The sequence below is a fragment of the Pantoea sp. MQR6 genome, assembly GCF_022761075.1.
Classification (GTDB): domain Bacteria; phylum Pseudomonadota; class Gammaproteobacteria; order Enterobacterales; family Enterobacteriaceae; genus Pantoea; species Pantoea phytostimulans.
The window spans coordinates 603647-625397 of record NZ_JAKYXB010000001.1; the positions used below are offsets into that span (position 1 = coordinate 603647).

Below are 21751 nucleotides of genomic sequence, written 5' to 3' on the forward strand. Positions count from 1 at the left end.
TGAATCTTGAGATCGCTATTGAACCCTTAGTTGCGCTGCGCCGCGATCTGCACGCGCATCCTGAGCTGGGCTATCAGGAGCAACGCACCAGCGATATCGTGGCGAACTTCCTTCAGGCATTGGGCATTGAGGTCTATCGCGGACTCGGCAAAACCGGCGTGGTAGGCGTGCTGAGAAAAGGGCAAAGCAGCCGCATGATTGGCCTGCGCGCCGACATGGACGCTTTGCCGATGCAGGACAACGGCGATGCGCCGTGGAAAAGCACCCATGCTGGTGTTTGTCACGCCTGCGGTCACGATGGTCATACGGTGATGTTATTAGGGGCCGCCGAGCAGCTGGCGCGGCACACTGATTTTGACGGCAGCGTCTGCTTTATCTTCCAGCCTGCCGAAGAAGGGCAGGCGGGAGCCAAAGCGATGATTGACGATGGCCTGTTCACGCGCTTTCCGTGCGAAGCGGTGTATGCGATTCACAACTGGCCGGAACTGCCGCTGGGTGAAATCCACACCCGGCCCGGCGCCATCATGGCGGCGGCAGATCGTTTCGACATCACGGTAAAAGGGGGCGGCGGTCATGCTGCGCAGCCGCATCTCACCCGCGACACCTTGCTGGCGACCAGCGAACTGGTGGTGCAATTGAATACCCTGGTGGCGCGTGCGCTGGATCCTTGCGAACCGGCACTGTTGACGGTGACGCGGATGCAGGGCGGATTCTCACACAACATGATCCCGGCGGAAGCCAGCATCACGGGCACCGTTCGCACCTTTAGCCCGGCGGCGCAGGATGTTATCGAAACGCGGCTGCGCCAGATGGCAGAACACGTCACGGCAGCGCATGGGCTCAATGTCGAGGTCAACTATCTGCGTTATTACCCGGCCACGGTCAACAGCGAAACTGAAGCGAATTTTGCCTTGAACGCGGTTAAACAGGCGGGATTTACTGCCGAAACCGCTCGACAACCCGCGCTGACCTCAGAAGATTTCGCGTTTATGTTGCAGGCCAAACCCGGCGCTTATCTCTGGCTGGGCAGCGCGCCGAGCAAGCCGCTGCACCATTCTGCTTACGACTTTAATGACGCATTGATCCCTTACGGCATCAATGCGTTTGTCGCGCTGGTTCGTCAGGCGCTGAGTGAGAAATTTCCCTGCTGATTGACGCAGGATTTTGACAGGAAATGCCGCTGCTCAGGTTATTACAGCAGCGTGCGAATCCAACCGCTTGCGATACTTGAGCCAATCGAACGTTACGTGGATAGGGGTTGAAAATGCAGAATGTTATGGAACAGCAAACATATTCGGATAACGCTGTGTTACTGGATGCGCGTGAGCAGAATGTGCCGCGTGGCGTCGTCACCGCGCATCCGCTGGTCATTGAACGCGCCAAAGGCAGTGAAGTCTGGGACGTTGAAGGCAATCGCTATCTGGATTTCGTCGGTGGCATTGGTGTGCTTAACGTCGGTCATAATCATCCGGCGGTAGTGAATGCGGTGACGCGTCAGCTTGGTTTGGTGTCGCACGCCTGTTTTCAGGTGGTAGCGTATCCGGGTTACATCGAACTGGCGCAGCGCCTGAATAAACTGGTAGGCGGCGATGAAGCCTATAAAAGCGTGTTCTTCACCAGCGGCGCAGAAGCGGTAGAAAATGCGGTAAAAATTGCCCGCGCTCACACCCAACGTCCAGGCATTATCGCCTTTGACGGCGCGTTTCACGGTCGTACGCTGCTCGGTGTCACACTCACCGGCATGAGCGCGCCCTATAAACAAAATTTCGGCCCATTCCCTGGCGAAATCTATCGCTTACCCTTCCCAAACCCGCTGCATGGCGTGTCGGAAGTCGATTGCCTGAAAGCGCTGGATCAGCTGTTTGCGGCGCAGATTCTGCCCGAACGCGTAGCGGCGATCATCATTGAGCCGGTGCAGGGCGACGGCGGTTTCCTGCCAGCCGGCCCCGCTTTCATGCAGGCACTGCGTCGTATTACTGAGCAACACGGCATTCTGTTGATTTGCGATGAAGTGCAAACCGGCTTTGGTCGTACCGGCAAGATGTTTGCCTTCGAGCATTTGGGTATCAAACCGGATCTGGTCACCGTGGCAAAAAGCCTCGGCGGCGGCTTACCCATCTCTGGCGTCGTGGGTAAAGCAGCGATCATGGATGCACCAACGCCGGGTGGTTTAGGCGGTACTTACGGCGGTAACGCGCTCGCTTGTGCAGCGGCGCTGGCGGTGCTGGATCTGCTGGAAAATGACAACCTGCTTGAGCGTTCAAATCAGCTTGGCGTACAGCTGAATGCGCGCCTGCGCCAGCTGGCAGAGAAGTATGCCTGTATCGCGGATGCGCGTGGGGTTGGCTTTATGCAGGCGGTGGAAATTCTGGATTATGAAACCGGTCGTCCTGACGCGGCATTGACGCAGAAGATTCTGGATTGCGCCTGCCAGGAAGGATTGCTGCTGATTAAATGCGGCCTGCATCGCAACGTGGTGCGTTTCCTTGCTCCGCTGGTCACAACTGATTCACAGTTGGAAGAGGCGTTACATATTTTCGATATCGCCTTGGCACGTGCGACTGGACGCTTGGGCTAACATTTGCTTCCTCATTGATATTATTGAAATAATTTGAAAACTTCCCGATGGTAAGACCACTGCGTGAGGCTGGCGCATTGACCTTAAAGCGTGGTATATCTTCGGGAGGTTAAACCTAAATGGTTAACAATGAGGTGCTATGAACGGCTTAATGAAATTAGACCGCATCGACATCAACATCCTGGTGCAACTGCAAAAAGATGGCCGTATCAGCAATGTTAATCTCGCCGATGCCGTAGGCCTCTCGCCCAGCCCTTGCCTGCAACGGGTTAAACGGCTGGAACAGGCGGGATTCATCACGGGCTACGAAGCCCACATCAATCTGACCAAAATCACCGATTCCGTGACGGTTTTTACCGAAGTTACGCTGTCGGGCCATCGCCGCGAAGATTTCATGAAATTTGAAAGCGCGATGCGTGATGTGGATGAGCTGATGGAGTGCCATTTAATTACCGGCGGCTACGACTATTTGCTGCGCTTTATTACCCGCAGCATTGAACATTACCAGGAAGTGATTGAAAAGATGCTGGATGCGCAAATCGGCATCGATAAGTACTTCAGCTATATCGTGATTAAATCTCCGATCATGAAAAGCAGCGTGCCGTTGCGGTCGCTGATCGCCAAACACAATCCAATAGAGTTTGGTGCATAAGCTTTTCTCTTGCCCAGCCCTTTCCCTCTGAGCGAAAGGCTGGGTAAGGAGAAAATTGCACCGTTTCCCGATAAAACTTCACGCAGCATAAAATTTCTTTCCTGCCCAAAATTCCCTTTATCTTAATGGTTAACGCGGCCGCTTCAGCCTGGCTGTGCAGACCAACACTTTTAAACTGATCCCAACCGATACAAGGAGTTGTCATGACCCTCTTACACATTGCTGATCAACAGTGGCAGCGCGATGACTTCACCCTTTCTACCGAACGGCAGCGGCTCGATCTCGACTGGATTCACATGCAGTTATCCGAACGCTCGTACTGGGCGAAAGGTCAGCCGCGCGAGAAAACCATGCGGGCCATTGCGGGCTCGCTGCCGTTTGGCCTTTATCACCACGCTTCACACCAGACTACGCAAATCGGCTTTGGTCGGTTAATCACCGATTACACCCGTTTCGGCTGGCTGTGCGATGTGATGATTGATGAGAACTGGCGCGGACACGGGCTGGGAAGCTGGCTCGCGACCTGCGTGCGTGAGCACAAAGAATTGCAAACGGTGCATCGCTGGATGCTTTCAACCAACGATGCCCATCAGGTTTATCAGCGACTCGGTTGGCGAGTGGTGCAAGAGCCACACAAGCTAATGGAATTTCCTCTCTCCTGACTCTGGAGTTAACTCAACATGCGTTACCGCGTTGGCGTGGATATTGGCGGATCGTTTACCGATTTTGCCGTGTTGGATCAGCACACTAACCAGATTCATACCCTGAAAGTGCTGTCGCGCCCGGATCAGCCGGGCAGTGAAATTCTCACCGGTCTGGCGCAGTTTCAGCAGCGCGACAACATTCAACCCAGCGAAATCAGCTACTTTACCCATGGCACCACCGTCGGCATTAACGCTGTTATTCAGCGTAAAGGTGTGCGGCTTGCGCTGTTCGCTACTGATGGATTTTGCGATGTGCTGGAGCTGGCGCGCCTGAAAATCCCCCATATTCACGATCTGTTTTCACGCCGTCCGGCGCCGCTGATTTCCCGCGATCGGGTTTTCGCCATCCGCGAACGCACCGATCGTGACGGCAATGTGCTTCAGCAGGTTGATCGTCAAAGCGTGCTCGACGCGATTGAAGAAGCGCGCGCCGCAAGTTGTCAGGGCATTGTGGTCTCGCTGCTTCACAGCTACCGCAATCGCCATAATGAAGCTGCGGTAAAGGCGATCATTACTGAGGTCGCACCCGAGTTACTCACGTCCTGTTCCGCTGATATCTGGCCGATTATTCGCGAGTACGAACGCACTATTACTGCAACCATCAACGCCTACGTACAGCCGATGGTGATCAATTATCTCGAATCGTTTGAAAACGCGTTGCGCACCATGGGCGTGACGCCACCGCCGCGCATCACCAAATCTAACGGTGGCGTCATGGGTGTGGAGCAGGCGAAACGTGAATGCGTGCAAATGGTGTTATCTGGCACCGCGTCGGGCGTGATTGGGGCCAGCTATCTCGCCAGCGCCTGCGGGTTCGATAATATTCTCAGCCTGGATATCGGGGGCACCAGCGCAGATGTGGCGGTGATCATTAAGGGTGAAGTCGCGCAGGGCAACGGCGAAATCATTGGTGATTTCCCGATCTACATTCCTTCTGTAGCAGTAACCTCGGTAGGGCAAGGCGGCGGCTCGCTGGCGTGGATTGACGGGCAAGGCGTGCTGCAAATGGGACCGGACAGCGCCGGTTCGCTGCCGGGACCGGTCTGTTTTCAGCGCGGCGGCACACAGCCCACCGCCACCGATGCCTTTGCCGCCTGCGGCATGATCGGCCATGGCGATCTTGGCTATAACGCAGTAAAAGTCGATATTGCTGCGGCTCGCACCGCGTGGCAACCGCTGGCCGAAGCGCTGAATATCTCCATTGAAGAGACCGCCGAAACGGGCATTCAGCTTGCCGTTTCCAGCATGTACAGCGACACCAGCGGCTTGCTGTCGCGCTTTGGCCTCGATCCGCGTGAGTTCTGGTTCCTGGCGTTCGGTGGTGCAGGCCCAATGATGGGCTGTTTCCTGGCGCGAGAACTCAACATGAAAGGGGTGATCGTGCCGCCGACGCCTGGCGTGCTTTCCGCGCTCGGCGGTTTAGTGGCGGATATTCGCAACGATTTTATTCGCACGCTCTACAGCGATCTCAATCGTCAACTGGCCGACAAACTGGCGACCGAAGCGGAGACGCTCAGCCAACGTGCACGCCATTGGCTAACGCAGGAGCACGGCGCTGAAATGCCTTATAGCCTGCAGTTCAGCGCCGACATGCGTTATCGCGGTCAGTCGTTTGAAATCGACGTGCCGCTTGAGCAGGCATGGCTGGCACAGGCAGACGTCAACGCGCTTCATGCGGCTTTTGATCGGCAGCATCAGCAGATGTTTGGTCATTGTGATGCCGATGCGCCGGTTCAACTGATCAACCTGCGTTTGGTGATCAGCTCGCCAACGCCTAAACCGGCGTTAAATCGTTTACCTCTCGCCAGTGAACCGGTCAACGCGGTGAAGCAGGTTCAGGCGTGGATTGATGGTGCGTTTCATCAGGTTGATGTGGTGTTACGCAATACGCTGCTCGCGGGTCATCAATTTAACGGCCCGGTGATTGTCGCTCAGGATGATTGCACCACCTGCGTGCCGCCGGGGATGACGGTGAAGGTGGATGAATTTGGCAACCTGCTGATCACGGCGCTGGAGGCATAACATGGCTATTGATGGACGTAACTTACAGATTCTCGCGAACTACTGCGCTGCCGCCGCCGATGCGATGGCATTTACTCTGATGCGCACCGCGCACTCCACCTTCGTGAAAGAGACCGAAGATTTCTCCTGCCAAATTGTTAGCCGCGAGGGATTAGCTTTCGCTTCACCGCGCAGCTTTGGCGCGCCCTGGTACAGCGGTATTGATTACGCGCCGGTACTGGCGCTGATTGACGATTATGCCGAAGGGGACATCTGCATCACCAATGATTCCTACGCAGGCAATGTGGCGACGCATTCGCCCGATATACACATCTGGAAGCCAGTGTTTCACCACGGTGAAATCGTCTGCTTTGTGGTCGGTCACATTCATAACACCGACGTGGGCGGTGCGGTGCCTGCTTCACTGTCGCGCTCGTTGACCGACATCGTGCAGGAAGGCATTCGTATTCCGCCGCTGAAAATCATGCGCAACGGCGTTTTAAACGAAGACGTGGCGCGCATCATGCGCCTTAACGTGCGGGTACCCGATCAAAACTGGGGTGATTTTAAAGCGCAACTCGCCTCGGTGAACGTCGGCGAGCGCAAAATCCACGACATTATTGCCCGTTTTGGTATCGATGATTTTTTACAGGGCATTGAAGGCATTCTCGATTACGCCGAACGCCAGGCGCGAAGCGTTATCGCCACCATCCCGGATGGTGAATATTTCTATGCTGATTACGCCGATGAAGATGGCGAGGGCGGTTATCCTTGTCGCGTGGCGATCACCTTGCGCGTGCACGGCGAGACGCTGGAGCTGGATTACACCGGCAGCGATCCGCAACTCACTTCGTCGCTGAATATGCCCACCGGCGGGCGCGAGCGTCATCCGCTGGCGCTGGTCGGCGTGACGTATGTGCTTTCAACGCTGGATCGCAACCTGCTATTGAACGCCGGAACGCTGCGTCCAACACGCGCAATTTTACCGCCTGGCACGATAATGAATTGCGAAGCGCCAGCGGCAGTTGGTATGCGCTCACTAACCTGTGCGCTCTCGCAAATCGCCACTGTCGGCGTATTTTCTCTGGCAATGCCGGATCGCTTACCCGCCAATTCGCCCGGCGGTAACTCTATTATGAACATTCGCACCAGTGATGCGCAAAACCGCAGCGTGGTGGCCTCGTTGGGACCCGTTGGCGGCGGTGCTGGCGGCACGCCGCGCCACGATGGTCCAGAAGGTTCCGGCGGCTTATCCGCCTTCCTGAAAAATACGCCGATCGAAATCAACGAAGCCGAAGTACCCATCCGTTTTATCCGTTATGGATTGGCGCAGAACAGCGCGGGCGCGGGAAAATACCGTGGCGGGCTGGCAACCGAAATGGCGTTTGAACTCTTCTCGCCAGACACAACCATCACCGCCCGTAATCGCAATCGCTCAGTATTTGCGTCAGCAGGTGCGGTGGGCGGCCAGGCGGGTGCACTATCCCATTTTCGCACGCTGCGTGACGGCAAGGTGATTGAGCATGGCAACACCGATGTGATCAAATGCCAGCCAGGCGATGTGGTTGAGGTGCGTGGTCCCGGCGCGGGCGGTTACGGCTTGGCTGCACAGCGCGATCCGCAGGCGGTGTTAACGGATGTACGCTGCGGGTTTCTCAGCCTGGACGCGGCACGCAGCCAATATGGTGTGGTGATAAGGAATGATGAAATCGATGTGGCCGCGACGGCAGATTTACGGGCGAACCTGCCGCAAAGCGTTACGCAGCATTTCGATCACGGTGCGGCCCGCAGCGCCTTTGAAACGCTCTGGACGCCTGCGCGTTATCAATTGCTGACCGCTTTTTTGGCGGATGCGCCCATCAGCTGGCGTCACTTCCTGAAAACGCAGGTATTCCAGGCGGTGGAGGAAGTAGGCGAAACGGCGGATATGACGCAAATATTCAGCGCGTTACGCCAACGCTATCCGGCCATGTCGAGTAAATAACTGAGGCTGCGCATTGTCGTCTACGCTTTAAGTCTGCAACAGACACTAAAGGGAGAACGCGACGATGAGCAGCAAAACCAGTGATTTTTTTGTCAAGCGCCTGAAAGAGTGGGGCGTGACGCGTATTTACGGTTATCCGGGCGACGGCATTAATGGTGTACTGGGCGCGATCCAACGTGCCAATAAAAACGGCGATGGCATCGAATTTATTCAGGTGCGTCATGAGGAGATGGCCGCATTTATGGCCGCCGGACACGCGAAATTTACCGGAGAATTGGGCGTCTGTTTGTCCACTGGTGGCCCAGGCGCAACCCATCTTCTCACCGGCCTGTACGATGCCAAAATGGACCACGCGCCGGTGTTAGCCATTGCCGGGCAAGCGGAAGTGACTGCTCGTGGGGCCAGTTATCAGCAAGAAATGAACCTCGATCGCGTTTTCTCTGACGTCGCTAATTTCGTGCAAGAAGCGGCGTCGCCCGCACAGGTGCGCCATTTGATTGATCGCGGCGTGCGCATCGCTATTGCGCAAAACGGCGTTGCGGTGCTGATCATTCCCAAAGATATTCAGGATGAAGAGTGGCAAGCACCGCAGCATCTGCACGGCTTCACCCATTCCGGGCCCGGTTATCAGCGGCCTAAAGTCGTGCCTTATGAAGCCGATTTACAGCGCGCCGCTGAGGTATTAAACGCGGGAAAAAAAGTGGCGATTTTAATCGGCGCGGGTGCAAGAAACGCGGCGGTGGAAGTGGTGCAGGCGGCGAATGTGCTGGGTGCAGGTGTTGCGAAGGCGCTGCTCGGCAAAGATGTGCTGCCGGATGACGCGCCGTTTGTCACCGGCTCGATTGGCCTGTTGGGAACGGAGCCTTCATGGAAGCTAATGCAGGATTGCGACACGCTGCTGATGATAGGCAGCGGCTTCCCGTGGACGGAATTTTTGCCCAAAGAGGGCCAGGCGCGTTCGGTACAAATCGATATCGATCCCGCTATGTTAGGTCTGCGTTATCCGAATGAAGTTAACCTTCACGGTGATGCCGCCGAAACGCTGCGTGCGCTGTTGCCGCTGCTGGAACATAAAGACGATCGCAGCTGGCAGGAAGAGATTGCGGTGCAGGTGCAAACCTGGTGGAAGCAGATGGAAGATCGAGCGCATGCCCCGGCGAATCCGGTTAATCCGCAGCGCGTGGTATGGGAGATGTCGCCGCAGCTGCCGGAAAATGCCATTGTAACCTCCGATTCCGGTTCCTGCGCTAACTGGTTTGCTCGTGACTATCGTGTCAAACAAGGTCAGCGCGCCAGCTTGTCGGGTGGCCTCGCCTGCATGGGTGCTGCGGTGCCGTATGCGATTGCCGCTAAGTTTGCTCACCCGGAAAAACCGGTGGTGGCGCTGGTGGGTGATGGCGCCATGCAGATGAACAACATGGCTGAGCTGATCACCATCCAGAAATACTGGCAACAATGGGCCGATCCCCGTTTGATTGTTTGCGTATTCAACAACCAGGATCTGAATCAGGTGACTTGGGAGCAACGCGTGATGGAAGGCAATCCGCGCTTTGACGCTACGCAGCAGTTACCGGATGTGAAATATGCTGAGTTCGCGGAAACACTCGGCCTGCGTGGGATCTTTGTCGATAATCCCGATGCGTTGGCCAGCGCCTGGCAGCAAGCGCTGAGTTCAGATCGTCCGGTGGTTTTAGAAGTGAAAACCGACCCTGAAGTCGCGCCGCTGCCGCCGCATATTACCTTCAAACAGGCCAAAGCCTTTATGGCGTCAATGGCGAAGGGCGATCGCGGTGCCGCACAGATCATCAGCGATACGGCCAGCCAACTGTTTCATAAAAAGTCATAACAGCATGGAAGGTTAAATAGGCGCTAAAGCGTGCCGCTACTTTTAATTGTCTCTTCCCCCGGATGCGTCCGCATCCGGGTTCAAAATAAATCGTTAGAAAAAACAGGGGAGTTCCCATCATGGCTGCAAACAAAAGCCCGGTATGGTTTATTTCAGGATGCTCGACCGGTTTTGGTCGCGAGCTGGCACAACAAACCATTGCGCGTGGATTCAACGTGGTGGTGACGGCTCGCGATCCCGCTAAAGTTGCGGATCTGGTCGAGGGGCACGACAATGCATTAGCGCTGGCGCTGGACGTCACGCAACAAGCCAGCATCGACAAAGCCGTCAGCGCGGCGCTGGAAAAATTTGGCACCGTAGATGTGCTGGTCAACAACGCCGGTTATGGTTATCAAAGTTCGGTTGAAGAGGGCGAAGAGCAAGCGATTCGCGACCAGTTCGATGCCAACGTGTTTGGCCTGTTTGCCCTGACGCGTGCGGTATTACCCGCTATGCGTAAAGCGCGCAGCGGCCATGTAATCAACATCACTTCGGTGGCTGGATTCATCGGTTTTGCCAGCTCAGGCTATTACTCAGCCAGCAAACACGCGGTGGAAGGCTGGTCCGATTCACTGGCTCAGGAAGCGGGCCCGTTGGGTATCAACGTCACCTGCATTGAGCCTGGCCCATTCCGTACCGATTGGGCGGGACGCTCGCTGCATCAAACGCCGAGTAAATTGCCCGACTATGCTGAAACGGCGGCGGCGCGCATGAAGTCCACGTCAGAATACAGCGGCACCCAAAAAGGCGACCCGGCCCGCGCGGCGAAAGCGATGATCGCAATTACCGAACACGATAATCCGCCGCGCCACTTGGTATTGGGCGCGTGGGGATATGAAGCGGTAACGGAAAAACTGAAAGAGCGGCTGGCTCAGATCGAGGCCTGGAAACAGACTTCGGTGGAGACAGATTTTCCTGAGTAGTTTTCAAAGAATGACAGGGCTATCCAGACGCTTTGCTAAAATCCCTGGCTAAACAGAATGTGACTCTGGCTGCTCATCAAAATGCGCACCTGTGAATAAACCTCGCTAATTCAGCGGGGTTTTTTTATTGCCATCAACGCTCCCCCAAATAGCGCATCGCTGCGCCATTAGCGTGCCCATCAGTCAATCCAACCTCGAATCGCGCAACCGAAAGTTATTATAAGAATTCGATCTTGTATCCAAGAGCGTATCCCGCCTGAGATCCACGCGTGCTACCCAGCCCTGCTCGCTTTATGGCACGCTTAATGCAACTCACCTTGCGTAATCATTTTGGCGAGGTGAACCATGTTCGACCCTTTATTAGATGAAGATGCGACCACGCTGGCGAAGCTGATCCGCGATGGCGAAGTCTCTGCACGAGAAATCACTCAGGCGACGCTGGAACGCATGGATCAGCGTGAGCCGCACATTCACGCGTTTTGCACGCCGACACCCGATATTGCGCTGGCGCAGGCGAAATCTGTGGATGCTAAACGCGCCCGTGGCGACACGTTGGGCGCCTTGGCAGGCGTGCCTTTTGCCGTCAAAGATCTGATCTGCACCGCAGGCGTTAAAACCACGTCAGGATCGGTGGCTTATAAAGATTTTATTCCTGAAGATGACGACATTACCGTTGAGCGTTTGCTGGCTGCCGATGCCGTGATGCTGGGCAAAACCACAGCCCCTGAATTTGGTTACAGCGGGGTGGGTCATAATCCGCTGTTTCCGTCACCGCGTAATCCGTGGGATCTCAACATGACGCCCGGCGGTTCCAGCGCCGGTTCCGGTGCAGCACTGGCTGCGCGCTTGTGCCCGCTGGCATTGGGCAGCGACGGCGGCGGTTCGGTACGCATCCCTGCTGCGCATTGTGGTGTCTATGGATTTAAAGCCTCAATGGGCCGCGTCCCGCTGTGGCCGGGCTGCCGTGATGAACGCTATCCCGGCGTCTCTAGTTGGGAGTCGCTGGAGCATATTGGCCCGATGACACGCACGGTGCGCGATGCGGCTTTAATGATGTCGCTAATGGCCGGGCCAGACATGCGCGATCGCCACTCCATTCCCTGTAGCGATGTTGACTGGTTAGCGGCACCGGAAATGCCGCTGAGGAAATTGCGTATCGCCTTTAGCGCTGACTTTGGCTATGTCGCGGTCGATCCTGAGGTGCGGAAAGTCGTCAGCGCCGCCGCAGAGCGCTTTGCCCGCGAGCTGGGCTGTGAGTTGGAACTCGCCGATCCCGGCTTCAGCGATCCAGGTGCCGCGTTTGGGGCGCTGGTGGCGCTGGAGAGTGACTTAACCGGCATGCGCAAGATGATGAGTGAACAGGGTGAAAACATGTCGCCGCATCTGGTCGCGATGCTGCAACGCGAATGGCGCGCTGAAACCTTTACCGATGCCATCGCTACCCGTAAAGCGGTAAGCAACAGCTTATGGCGTTTTATGCAGCGCTACGATCTGCTGATTACCCCAACCTTAGCCACGCCACCGTTCCCGCTCAACATGCAAGGCCCGGAAATCATTGATGGCCGCATGGTGCGCAGCGATCACTGGTTGTCTTTCTGCTTCCCGTTCAATTTTACCGGCCAGCCAGCTGCATCAGTGCCCGCCGGATTGACTGCCAGCGGCCTGCCGATCGGCCTGCAAATTGTGGGACGCCATCTTGATGACGCCTTAGTGCTGGCGGCCAGCGCCGCGTTTGAACGTATCCAACCGTGGAATCATCATCAACCCGCTTTCACAGGAATCGCCTAATGAAAAATCAATCATCCCCTGCGTTAGAGCAGGAATTTGAACATGAGCCGGTGCCCGTGACGCACCGTCATTCTACGGGTTCCGTCTCTGCGGTGTGGTTTGGCTTCCCGATGATCCTCACCAACGCATTGTTTGGTGGCATGATCACCTGGCATCTCGGTTTTTGGCCGGCGCTGATTGCCATTCTGCTGGGGAATTTGGTGCTGTTTGCCTATGTCGGCGCGCTGAGTTGGCTGGCGGGCAATACCGGAATGAACTTCGCGTTGCAGGCTAAACGCACCTTTGGCAGCAAAGGCTACATTTTGGTATCTGGCTTTCTCTCCACGGTGGTGATCGGCTGGTACGCCTTCCAGACTGGCCTGACTGGCACGGTAATTAATCAAACCTTTGGCTGGAACGCGCTGGCGGTTACGGCATTCGCAATGGTGCTTTATACCGGCGTCACCTTCCTTGGTGTGCGGGCGCTCTCGGTATTAGGCATGATTGCCGCGCCGCTGTTTGTGGTGCTAGGCGTAGTGGCGCTCTATTTTATTGGAGAAGATCACGACTTTAGCACCATCACCGCTTTTCAGGGCAGCGCCAGCGTGGCGGGCGCAATGAGCATGGGCACCGCAGTCACCATGGTGGTGGCGGGATTTGCTGATTCCGGCACCATGACCGCCGATTTTACTCGCTGGTCCAAAAATGGACGCTCGGCGGTAGTTGCAGCATTTTCAGCGTTTCCGGTGGCAAATGTCATCTCTTACCTGTTTGGCGTGGTGATTGTCGCGGTAGGCGCAGCGGTCGATCCGCTGAACAACGGTGGCAACTTTCTGCCGATGTTAATGGGCCACAGCGCAATCCTTTCCACCATCGCCTGCTTGTTCGTGTTTATCAATCTTGGTTCGGTCTGCACCCATTGTCTTTATAACGGTGCGGTGGGTTTTAGCCATCTGTTCAGCAGCAAAATGCGCTTATGGACGCTGATTCTGGGCGCAATCGGCGGCATGTTGGCGCTGGCGGGTGTCTGGTCTTACTTCCTTGAATGGCTGAGCTTGCTGGGCATTGTGGTGCCGCCGTTTGGTGCGGTAATGATTGTTGATTTGATTTTTATGGCCAAATTCAGCGAACAGCGTAAAGCGCAGCGTTTCAGAGGAAGCGCCTTCGCCGCTTGGGCAATCGGCAGCTTGTGTGCGGTGATTGCACACGTTGAGTTTCCTCAGTTTGGCGAAGCGGTGATTGGCCTTGTAACGGCCGCGCTGAGTTACAGCCTGATTATTAAGCTGCGGGGCAAAGCGCCGCAACCGATGATGGAGAAAGAGAATGCCTGAGTTCAGTGTTAATTCCACGCCTTACGCCTGGCCGTTTGATGGCAGCTTTAGCCCAGCCAATACCGCGCTGGTGATTATTGATATGCAGACCGATTTCTGTGGAGTAGGCGGTTATGTCGATAGCATGGGTTATGACATTGCGTTAACGCGCGCGCCAATCGAACCGATTAAAGCGGTGCTGGCGCGGATGCGTGCGCTTAACTTTCCTATCATTCATACGCGAGAAGGGCATCGACCCGATCTCAGCGATTTGCCAGCGAATAAGCACTGGCGTTCAAAGCGCATGAATGCCGAGATTGGTGGTACAGGGCCGTGCGGGCGGATATTAACGCGCGGTGAACCGGGTTGGGAGATCATTCCTGAACTGGCGCCGCTACCGGGCGAGGTGATTATTGATAAGCCCGGCAAAGGATCGTTTTACGCCACCGATCTGGAACTGGTGCTGCGCAGTCGTGGAATCCGTAATTTGATTCTTACTGGCATCACAACCGATGTCTGCGTCCACACCACGCTGCGTGAAGCCAACGATCGCGGTTTTGAGTGTCTGGTGTTAGCCGATTGTTGTGCAGCGACTGAAGTGAAGCACCACGAAGCGGCATTAAGCATGATTCATATGCAAGGCGGGATTTTTGGTGCGGTGGCCAGTTCAGCCGCGTTGCTGGATGGGTTGCATTCCGCATAATGCGCTGCCATCCCACCAGCGTCTGCTTATCTGCCCCTTCCTCCGCATACGGGGAAAGGTTGGGATGGATTGCATTCCGCATAATGCGCTGCCATCCCACCAGCGTCTGCTTATCTGCCCCTTCCTCCGCGTGCGGGGGAAGGTTGGGATGAGTTGCATTCAGCGTAATGCGCTCCTATCTCACCAGCGTCTGCTTACCTGCCCCTTCCTCCGCGTGCGGGGGAAGGTTGGGATGGGGGACAGCGCGCAGAGGATAAAGACAGCGCGCAGAGGATAAAGGCAGCGCGCAGAGGATAAAGGCAGCGCAGACAACCGTAGCCAGCCATCAGCTCGCTGAAATAAAAGCATAAACATCAACCCGGACGTATCATGCTCACAATTTCCTCTACCGGCACCGCCTTACTGAACAGGTAGCCCTGAAGTTGATTACATCCGGCATCGGCCAGTGCAGACATTTGCCCCTGCGTCTCAACGCCTTCAGCCGTCACTGTTAATCCCATGGCATGCCCCAGTTTCACCACCGACTCGATAATCGCCACAGAATTCTCCGCCACGCCCAGCGATTGCGTAAACGAGCGGTCAATTTTGATTTTATCGACCGGAAACGTGCTGAGGTAATTCAGGCTGGAGTAGCCGGTGCCAAAATCGTCCAGGGCAATACGGAAACCGGCTTCACGCAAAGCCACGATAATCGCCCGCGCCTCGTGCTCATCCTCAATCAACACACCCTCAGTGATTTCCAGCTCAATAAAATGAGGATCGCCACCCGCTTGCTGCACAACATCCATGACCCGCTGCACAAAACCGGTGGTACGGAACTGAACCGGTGACACGTTTACCGCCACAATTAAACCGTTAAACTGCTGCTGGGTTTTACACGCCTCGCGTAATACCCATTCGCCGAGCGGAATAATCAATCCCGTCTCTTCAGCAATCGCAATAAATTCGCCGGGCGAGATCTCGCCCCGTTCAGCATGTTTCCAGCGAAGTAATGCTTCGATGGTCACTACCTGCTGACCGCTAATGTCCATTAGCGGTTGATACCATACTTCCAGCCCTTGGTAGCTTTGCAGGGCGGCACGTAAATCTGCCGCGATGGTTTGCCGGGTTTGCACCGACTCATCCATGGCACGCTCAAACTGACGATACTTGCCGCGTCCGCTGCTTTTGGCTTCATACAACGCGATATCGGCTTTGCGCATGAGCTCTAGCCGATCTAAACCATCTTTGGGTGCCAGCGTCAGTCCAATACTGGCACCGCTCCAGACTTCGCTGCCAAACAGGGTAAACGGTTGGCTTAATTCATCAACGATGCGCTGCGCCAGCGCCTGAACTTGCCCGATGTTATCGACATCCGGCATCACCACAATGAACTCGTCGCCGCCGATGCGCCCCACGGTATCGCTGGCGCGGACTAAGGCATTCAGACGATGCGCCACCGCGATGATCAGTTCATCTCCGGCGTGATGACCATGGGTATCGTTGATGGTTTTAAAGCGATCAAGATCAATCAACAGCAGCGCAACGCGCTGCTCCTGCCGCGCTGCAAGCGCCAACGCCTGGGTCAGACGGTCTTCCACCAGTGCACGATTCGGCAGGCCAGTTAATACGTCATGAAACGCCAAATGCTGTGCCTGCGCCTCGCTGGCTCCCAACTTCAGCATCGACTGCGACAGGTTAAGCGATGAGGTCCACAATCTGCGCACCATGTAAATACAGAGCAGGGTAATAACCAACACTGCAATGCCGGTGGTGGGGCCAACCGTCCGCAGCATTTGCGCGCCGGGACGGGCAGGGATCCAATTGATATAACCGACCGCTTCACCAGCTTGTGAAACGATCAAATAGCGCGCCAGTGTGCCGGGTTTCGGCGTACCGTCAGAGAAATGCAGGCCCGCTAACTGATTACGTTCCGCCAGTCCTGCCAGGTAACCATCATCTAAAAATTTCAGGCTGATCAGGCGAAAGTTCGCGCCAGGCTGATTATCACGCTTGATATCTCCGACGGCTAAAGCGGCGGCCCGCCCGCCAATCTGTGCATAATCAACCCCATCCTGATGCTGAGAATTGTGGATCAGTGGGCTTTGCAACACATCTTGCACTAAACGATCTTCGCTCTCGGTCGTCACTGCCTGTCCGTCACGCCAGATGCGAGAAACACGGTTTTGCGCATCCAGCACCATCACCACCTGATGATCAAACATTTCATAGAGCCAGCTGCCGACGTTTTCATCCAGCCAGCGCGGGTCGGTCTGCGCCTGCGCCAGGTGTTGTTCAAACGGCGACCAGCGCGACAGGCTGCGCAACTGCCGCAAATGCTCATTCAGGCTCTGCGAAAAAGAGGCTTCTATCATGCGCTGTTGCTGCTGTTTCGCTTCACTATTAGTTAAGGAAGTGCCAAGAAACAGCGCCATGCCTGCGCCAATGAAGGTGAGAAGCAGAATGGCAATCAGCGGCAGTAACACCTGTCGAACGAAAGTGCGGCGAAAATCACCAGAAAGTTTGATGCTGTTAATCATTTTAAGAGTTCGCATAACAGAGAGGGTTCAGGTTAAAAGCTAGCAGAATCCCGCTAACCTGCACGTTAACGCACTCAGCAGCTTGTTGTTGAATTGCCACCGAAATTTGCGTAATGCCTCGCAAACTTAACAGTTAAGTGATTTTTATCAGAAGCGGGGCCGTTGACCTGTGATCATGCTGTCTTAAAGCAAATTCATCGTGGCGTCATTCATCAGTCACCGTTCTGTCATCTAAAAACTTCATGGTAATGCCATCACGCAGCACCTTTTTCAGCTGCCTTTATTTCTCATTAACGCGTGAGGATTTGATCGTGATGGAGTTATCCAGACATCCGACCACTGTGTATCAGGCTGTTGCCGCCCAACTGGAACAGGCGCTGCAGCAACGTTACCGCTGTGGTGATTATCTGCCTTCTGAGCAGCAACTGGCCGATCACTACGCAGTGAATCGCCATACGCTGCGCCGTGCGGTGGATGAACTCGTGCACAAAGGGTTGCTGCAGCGTCGTCACGGCGTGGGCATTTTAGTGCTAATGCGACCCTATAACTATCCGCTGCATGCCCAGGCGCGCTTCAGTCAAAACCTGTTGGAGCAGGGTAGCCATCCCACCAGCGAGCGGCTGTTAGCGGTATTGCGTCCCGCCAGCAACGAGGTCGCCAGCGCATTGGCTGTTGCCGAAGGCGATAACGTCATCCATTTGCGGACGCTGCGCCGGGTTAATGGCGTGCCGGTCTGCGTGATCAATCATTTCCTGCCCGATCTCAGTTGGTGGACGCTACTTCAACGTTTCAACAGCGGATCGCTGCACGATTATCTCTCTCAACACACCGGTAAACATCTGGTCCGCACGCAGACGCGAATCAGCACCCGCCGCGCGCAGGCCAAAGAGTGCAAACAGCTGGAGATTGCACTGCAGTCGCCTCTGCTGTGCGTGCGCACCCTGAATAAAACCACCGACGGCGCCATGGCGGAATACTCCGTCAGCGTAACGCGCGGCGACATGATTGAACTCACTCTGGAGCATTAATGGAACAGCAAACCGCCCGCCAGCACTGGCTTTCGGTGCTGGCACACAGCAGCGCAGCCAACCTCAAGGCGCACTGGCAGGCACTCAATCTTCATCCTGCTTTTACCCTGATCCGTCCGGCAGAAATTGGCCTGACGCGCCTGCAAGCGCGAATGGGTGCCAGCGGCAAACGCTTCGTGATGGGCGATGCTACCGTCACGCGCGCCGTGGTGCAGTTGGAAGATGGCACCTTGGGTTACAGCTATCTGTTGGGACGAGATAAAGCCCAGGCTGAGCGCTGCGCGCTGATCGATGCGTTGATGCAGCAGCCGGAATTTCGCGCGCTGATACAGGAAAAAGTGATTACGCCGCTGGCGGCCTTACGTGATGAGCAGCGACAGCTGCGCGCACGCGAAATAGCCAGTAGCAAAGTGGACTTCTTTACGCTGGTACGCGGAGATAATGAATGACTTTACTGGCAAGTTTTAACCATCCGGTGGCTGATGCGCAGCGCGCCTTTCGCCGCATCCTCAAAGCGATGAGCGAGCCAGGCGTGATGGTGTCGCTGCCGCTGCAACAGGGTTGGGGTGCGTTATCGCCCGCTGCCACTGCGGTGTTACTGACATTGGTGGATCAGGAAAGTCCGCTGTGGATCGATGCGAAAATGGATAATGAACAGCTACGCAGCAACCTGCGTTTTCATACCGGCGTGCCGATTAGCGACAGCTGTGGTGCGTCGTTTGCCCTAAGCCACGCCACTTCGCAACCCAATCCCGCTGATTTTGCAGCAGGCGATAACCTGTCGCCGGAGAAAAGCACCACGCTGATCATTGAAGTGCCTTCACTGAATGGCGGACTGACGCTGCGCTTGTCGGGGCCGGGCCTGCGTGAAACACGCGCCATTGCGCCACAGTTGCCGGAGAGCGTGTTGGAATATCTGCGTACCCGACCGCATCCGTTTCCACAGGGTGTTGATCTGATCTTCACCTGTGGCGAAGCGATGATGGCGCTGCCGCGCTCTACCGACGTGGAGGTCTGCTGATGTATGTTGCGGTGAAAGGGGGCGAAAAGGCGATTGCCAATGCCCATCAGTTACAGGCTGCTTTGCGTCGCGGTAGCCGAGATGTCGCCGAGCTAGGCTGTGATCAGGTCGCCCAACAGTTGGGGTTAGCGGTGGATCGGGTGATGACCGAAGGCGGTGTTTACGATCCTGAGCTGGCAGCGCTGGCGATCAAACAAGCCAGCGGCGACTTAGTCGAGGCGATTTTCCTGCTGCGCGCTTATCGCACCACCTTGCCACGTCTGGCGGAAAGCACGCCGCTGGCAACCTGGCAAATGCGTATCGAGCGGCGGATTTCGGCGGTCTACAAATATTTGCCAGGCGGCCAGGTATTAGGCCCCACCTACGATTACAGCCATCGACTGCTCGACTTCACATTGTTGGCAAACGGTGAAACACCCGCCGCACCGCGAGACGATCAGGCGCTGCCGCAGCGTTGTCCGCACATGTTCAGCATGATGAGTGAAGAAGGGTTAGCGGCCAGTGAAAAGGATGATGGCAGCGAACCTACCGATATTACTCGCGAGCCGATCGGTTTTCCCGCTTCGCGTGCCGCCCGTTTGCAACAACTGGTGCGCGGTGACGAAGGTTTTCTGCTGGCGTTGGGCTACTCCACGCAGCGCGGTTACGGCCGCACCCATCCCTTCGCCGGAGAAATTCGCACCGGCTATCTCAGCGTCAGCATCTGCCCGGAAGAGCTCGGTTTTGAGCTGGAGATCGGCGAACTGCTGTTGACCGAATGCGAAATGGTCAACGGATTCACCCATAACGGCGAACAGGCACCGCAGTTTACCCGAGGGTACGGTCTGGTATTTGGTCGCGCCGAACGCAAAGCGATGGCGATGGCGTTGGTGGATCGCGCGTTGCAAACCCGTGAACACGGCGAGCGTATCACCAGCCCGGCGCAAGACGAAGAGTTCGTGCTGTCGCACGCCGACAACGTTGAAGCGGCGGGCTTCGTTTCCCACTTAAAACTGCCGCACTACGTCGATTTCCAGGCGGAGCTGGAACTGTTGAAGCAGCTGCGTCAGGATCATCAGGAGCGTAACCATGGCTGAGTTAAGCGGCTACAACAACGGCTATCTGGATGAGCAAACCAAGCGCACCCTTCGCCGCGCCATTCTAAAAGCGGTGGCGATCCCCGGTTATCAGGTGCCGTTTGCCGGACGTGAAATGCCAATGCCTTATGGCTGGGGTACGGGGGGTATTCAGGTCACCGCCAGCATCATTGGCGATCAGGATGTGTTGAAGGTGATTGACCAAGGCGCAGATGACACCACTAATGCGGTGTCGATACGCCGCTTTTTCCAACGCGTCAGCGGTGCGGCAGTGACAGAGCGCACGGTGGATGCAACGTTGATCCAGACGCGCCACCGCATCCCGGAAACGCCGCTGGAGGAGGATCAGATCCTGATCTTTCAGGTGCCGATCCCGGAGCCGCTGCGCTTTATCGAACCGCGTGAGACTGAAACCCGCACCCTGCACGCTTTGGAAGAGTACGGCATTATGCAGGTGAAACTCTATGAAGATATCGCGCGTTACGGCCATATCGCCACCACGTATGCCTATCCGGTGAAAGTGAATAATCGCTACGTTATGGATCCTTCGCCCATTCCGAAATTCGACAACCCGAAAATGAACATGATGCCCGCGCTGCAACTGTTTGGTGCCGGACGCGAAAAACGCATCTATGCGTTGCCGCCCTACACTAAAGTAGAAAGCCTGGATTTTGACGATCATCCCTTTAGCGTGCAGCAGTGGGAAGCGCCTTGCGCGCTGTGCGGCTCGCGTCACAGCTACCTTGATGAAGTGGTCATGGATGATCAGGGCACACGCATGTTTGTGTGCTCGGACACCGATTTTTGCCATCAGCAGCAGGAACAACATCATGCACAGTGAACAGCCGCTGCTTGCGGTGAATAATCTCACCCACCTTTACGCGCCGGGCAAAGGTTTTGAAGCGGTGAGTTTTGATCTCTATCCCGGCGAAGTGCTGGGCATTGTCGGGGAATCGGGTTCGGGCAAAACCACGTTGTTGCGCAGCCTATCAGCACGCTTAACGCCGCAGCAGGGCACGATTTTATACGGTGAACATGACCTGTATCAAATGAGCGAAAGCGACCGCCGCCGCTTGCTGCGTACCGAATGGGGCGTGGTGCATCAGCATCCGCTGGACGGGTTACGTGCGCAAGTCACCGCAGGCGGCAATATCGGTGAACGATTAATGGCGGTGGGGCATCGTCATTATGGTGAGATCCGCGCTGAAGCCAGCCACTGGTTGCAGGAAGTCGAGATTGCAGCGAACCGCATTGATGATTTACCCACTACCTTCTCCGGCGGTATGCAGCAGCGTTTGCAGATTGCCCGCAACCTGGTGACGCAGCCGAAACTGGTGTTTATGGATGAGCCTACCGGTGGGCTGGATGTGTCGGTGCAGGCGCGCTTGCTGGATATGCTGCGCACGCTGGTGCGTGAACTCAATCTGGCGGTGATCATTGTCACCCACGATCTCGGCGTGGCGCGGTTGCTGGCGCATCGCCTGCTGGTGATGAAACAAGGCCGGGTGGTAGAAAGCGGCTTGACCGATCGGGTGTTGGACGATCCACATCATCCTTATACCCAACTGCTGGTCTCCTCGGTGCTTAATTAAGGTGATGA

Annotated in this window: 18 protein-coding genes; 17 read left to right on the forward strand and 1 reads right to left on the reverse strand. The window is 56.0% G+C overall.

Annotation, left to right across the window (positions count from 1 at the left end):
- Positions 1-17: 17 nt before the first annotated feature.
- The 11 genes from MUG06_RS02630 (at position 18) to MUG06_RS02680 (ending at position 14507) form a co-directional block, all read left to right on the forward strand.
- Positions 18-1151 carry a M20 aminoacylase family protein gene (locus tag MUG06_RS02630; RefSeq protein ID WP_243078482.1) on the forward strand — a complete coding sequence of 378 codons (1134 nt, stop codon included), beginning with the start codon at positions 18-20 and terminating at the stop codon, positions 1149-1151.
- A gap of 113 nt (positions 1152-1264) precedes the next feature.
- A complete protein-coding gene (gene gabT / locus MUG06_RS02635; protein ID WP_215846462.1) occupies positions 1265-2578 on the forward strand; it encodes a 4-aminobutyrate--2-oxoglutarate transaminase in 1314 nt (437 codons plus the stop codon).
- Positions 2579-2717: 139 nt separating this feature from the next.
- Positions 2718-3230 carry an Lrp/AsnC family transcriptional regulator gene (locus MUG06_RS02640; protein ID WP_243077642.1) on the forward strand — a complete coding sequence of 171 codons (513 nt, stop codon included), beginning with the start codon at positions 2718-2720 and terminating at the stop codon, positions 3228-3230.
- 203 nt (positions 3231-3433) lie between these two features.
- Positions 3434-3892 carry a GNAT family N-acetyltransferase gene (locus MUG06_RS02645; RefSeq protein WP_215846463.1) on the forward strand — a complete coding sequence of 153 codons (459 nt, stop codon included), beginning with the start codon at positions 3434-3436 and terminating at the stop codon, positions 3890-3892.
- A gap of 18 nt (positions 3893-3910) precedes the next feature.
- Entirely contained in the window at positions 3911-5956 is a 2046-nt protein-coding gene (locus MUG06_RS02650; protein ID WP_215846465.1) for a hydantoinase/oxoprolinase family protein, read from the forward strand.
- 1 nt (position 5957) lies between these two features.
- Complete coding sequence (locus MUG06_RS02655) at positions 5958-7919, forward strand: hydantoinase B/oxoprolinase family protein (protein WP_243077643.1); 1962 nt, start codon at positions 5958-5960, stop codon at positions 7917-7919.
- Between the two features lie 64 nt (positions 7920-7983).
- A complete protein-coding gene (locus MUG06_RS02660) occupies positions 7984-9765 on the forward strand; it encodes a thiamine pyrophosphate-requiring protein (protein WP_243077644.1) in 1782 nt (593 codons plus the stop codon).
- 119 nt (positions 9766-9884) lie between these two features.
- The gene (locus tag MUG06_RS02665; RefSeq protein ID WP_215846469.1) at positions 9885-10727 is read left to right on the forward strand and encodes an oxidoreductase; all 843 of its coding nucleotides are present in this window, start codon (positions 9885-9887) and stop codon (positions 10725-10727) included.
- A 345-nt stretch (positions 10728-11072) separates the two neighbouring features.
- Positions 11073-12515 carry an amidase gene (locus tag MUG06_RS02670; protein WP_243077645.1) on the forward strand — a complete coding sequence of 481 codons (1443 nt, stop codon included), beginning with the start codon at positions 11073-11075 and terminating at the stop codon, positions 12513-12515.
- The gene (locus tag MUG06_RS02675; RefSeq protein ID WP_243077646.1) at positions 12515-13825 is read left to right on the forward strand and encodes a cytosine permease; all 1311 of its coding nucleotides are present in this window, start codon (positions 12515-12517) and stop codon (positions 13823-13825) included. The genes MUG06_RS02670 and MUG06_RS02675 overlap by 1 nt, the downstream gene beginning before the upstream one ends.
- Positions 13818-14507: an isochorismatase family cysteine hydrolase gene (locus tag MUG06_RS02680; protein ID WP_243077647.1), complete on the forward strand. Its 690-nt coding sequence runs from the start codon at positions 13818-13820 to the stop codon at positions 14505-14507. The genes MUG06_RS02675 and MUG06_RS02680 overlap by 8 nt, the downstream gene beginning before the upstream one ends.
- Positions 14508-14860: 353 nt before the next feature.
- On the opposite strand, the gene MUG06_RS02685 is transcribed toward MUG06_RS02680, so the two are convergent.
- Positions 14861-17026 (reverse strand): EAL domain-containing protein, encoded by a 2166-nt coding sequence (locus tag MUG06_RS02685; RefSeq protein WP_243078483.1) that lies wholly within the window; start codon positions 17024-17026, stop codon positions 14861-14863.
- 314 nt (positions 17027-17340) lie between these two features.
- On the opposite strand from MUG06_RS02685, the gene phnF reads away from it, so the two are divergent.
- Genes phnF through phnK form a run of 6 tightly spaced genes read left to right on the forward strand, consistent with a single transcriptional unit; the run spans position 17341 to position 21743 of the window.
- Entirely contained in the window at positions 17341-18054 is a 714-nt protein-coding gene (phnF, locus tag MUG06_RS02690) for a phosphonate metabolism transcriptional regulator PhnF (protein WP_243078484.1), read from the forward strand.
- The gene (phnG, locus tag MUG06_RS02695) at positions 18054-18503 is read left to right on the forward strand and encodes a phosphonate C-P lyase system protein PhnG (RefSeq protein WP_243077648.1); all 450 of its coding nucleotides are present in this window, start codon (positions 18054-18056) and stop codon (positions 18501-18503) included. The genes phnF and phnG overlap by 1 nt, the downstream gene beginning before the upstream one ends.
- A complete protein-coding gene (gene phnH / locus MUG06_RS02700; RefSeq protein ID WP_243077649.1) occupies positions 18500-19075 on the forward strand; it encodes a phosphonate C-P lyase system protein PhnH in 576 nt (191 codons plus the stop codon). Before phnG ends, phnH begins: the two co-directional genes overlap by 4 nt.
- Positions 19075-20151 carry a carbon-phosphorus lyase complex subunit PhnI gene (locus MUG06_RS02705; protein ID WP_243077650.1) on the forward strand — a complete coding sequence of 359 codons (1077 nt, stop codon included), beginning with the start codon at positions 19075-19077 and terminating at the stop codon, positions 20149-20151. Before phnH ends, MUG06_RS02705 begins: the two co-directional genes overlap by 1 nt.
- Positions 20144-20992, forward strand: coding sequence for an alpha-D-ribose 1-methylphosphonate 5-phosphate C-P-lyase PhnJ (locus tag MUG06_RS02710; RefSeq protein WP_243077651.1), 849 nt, complete (start codon positions 20144-20146; stop codon positions 20990-20992). Before MUG06_RS02705 ends, MUG06_RS02710 begins: the two co-directional genes overlap by 8 nt.
- Positions 20982-21743, forward strand: coding sequence for a phosphonate C-P lyase system protein PhnK (gene phnK / locus MUG06_RS02715; protein ID WP_243077652.1), 762 nt, complete (start codon positions 20982-20984; stop codon positions 21741-21743). Before MUG06_RS02710 ends, phnK begins: the two co-directional genes overlap by 11 nt.
- Positions 21744-21751 lie beyond the last annotated feature (8 nt).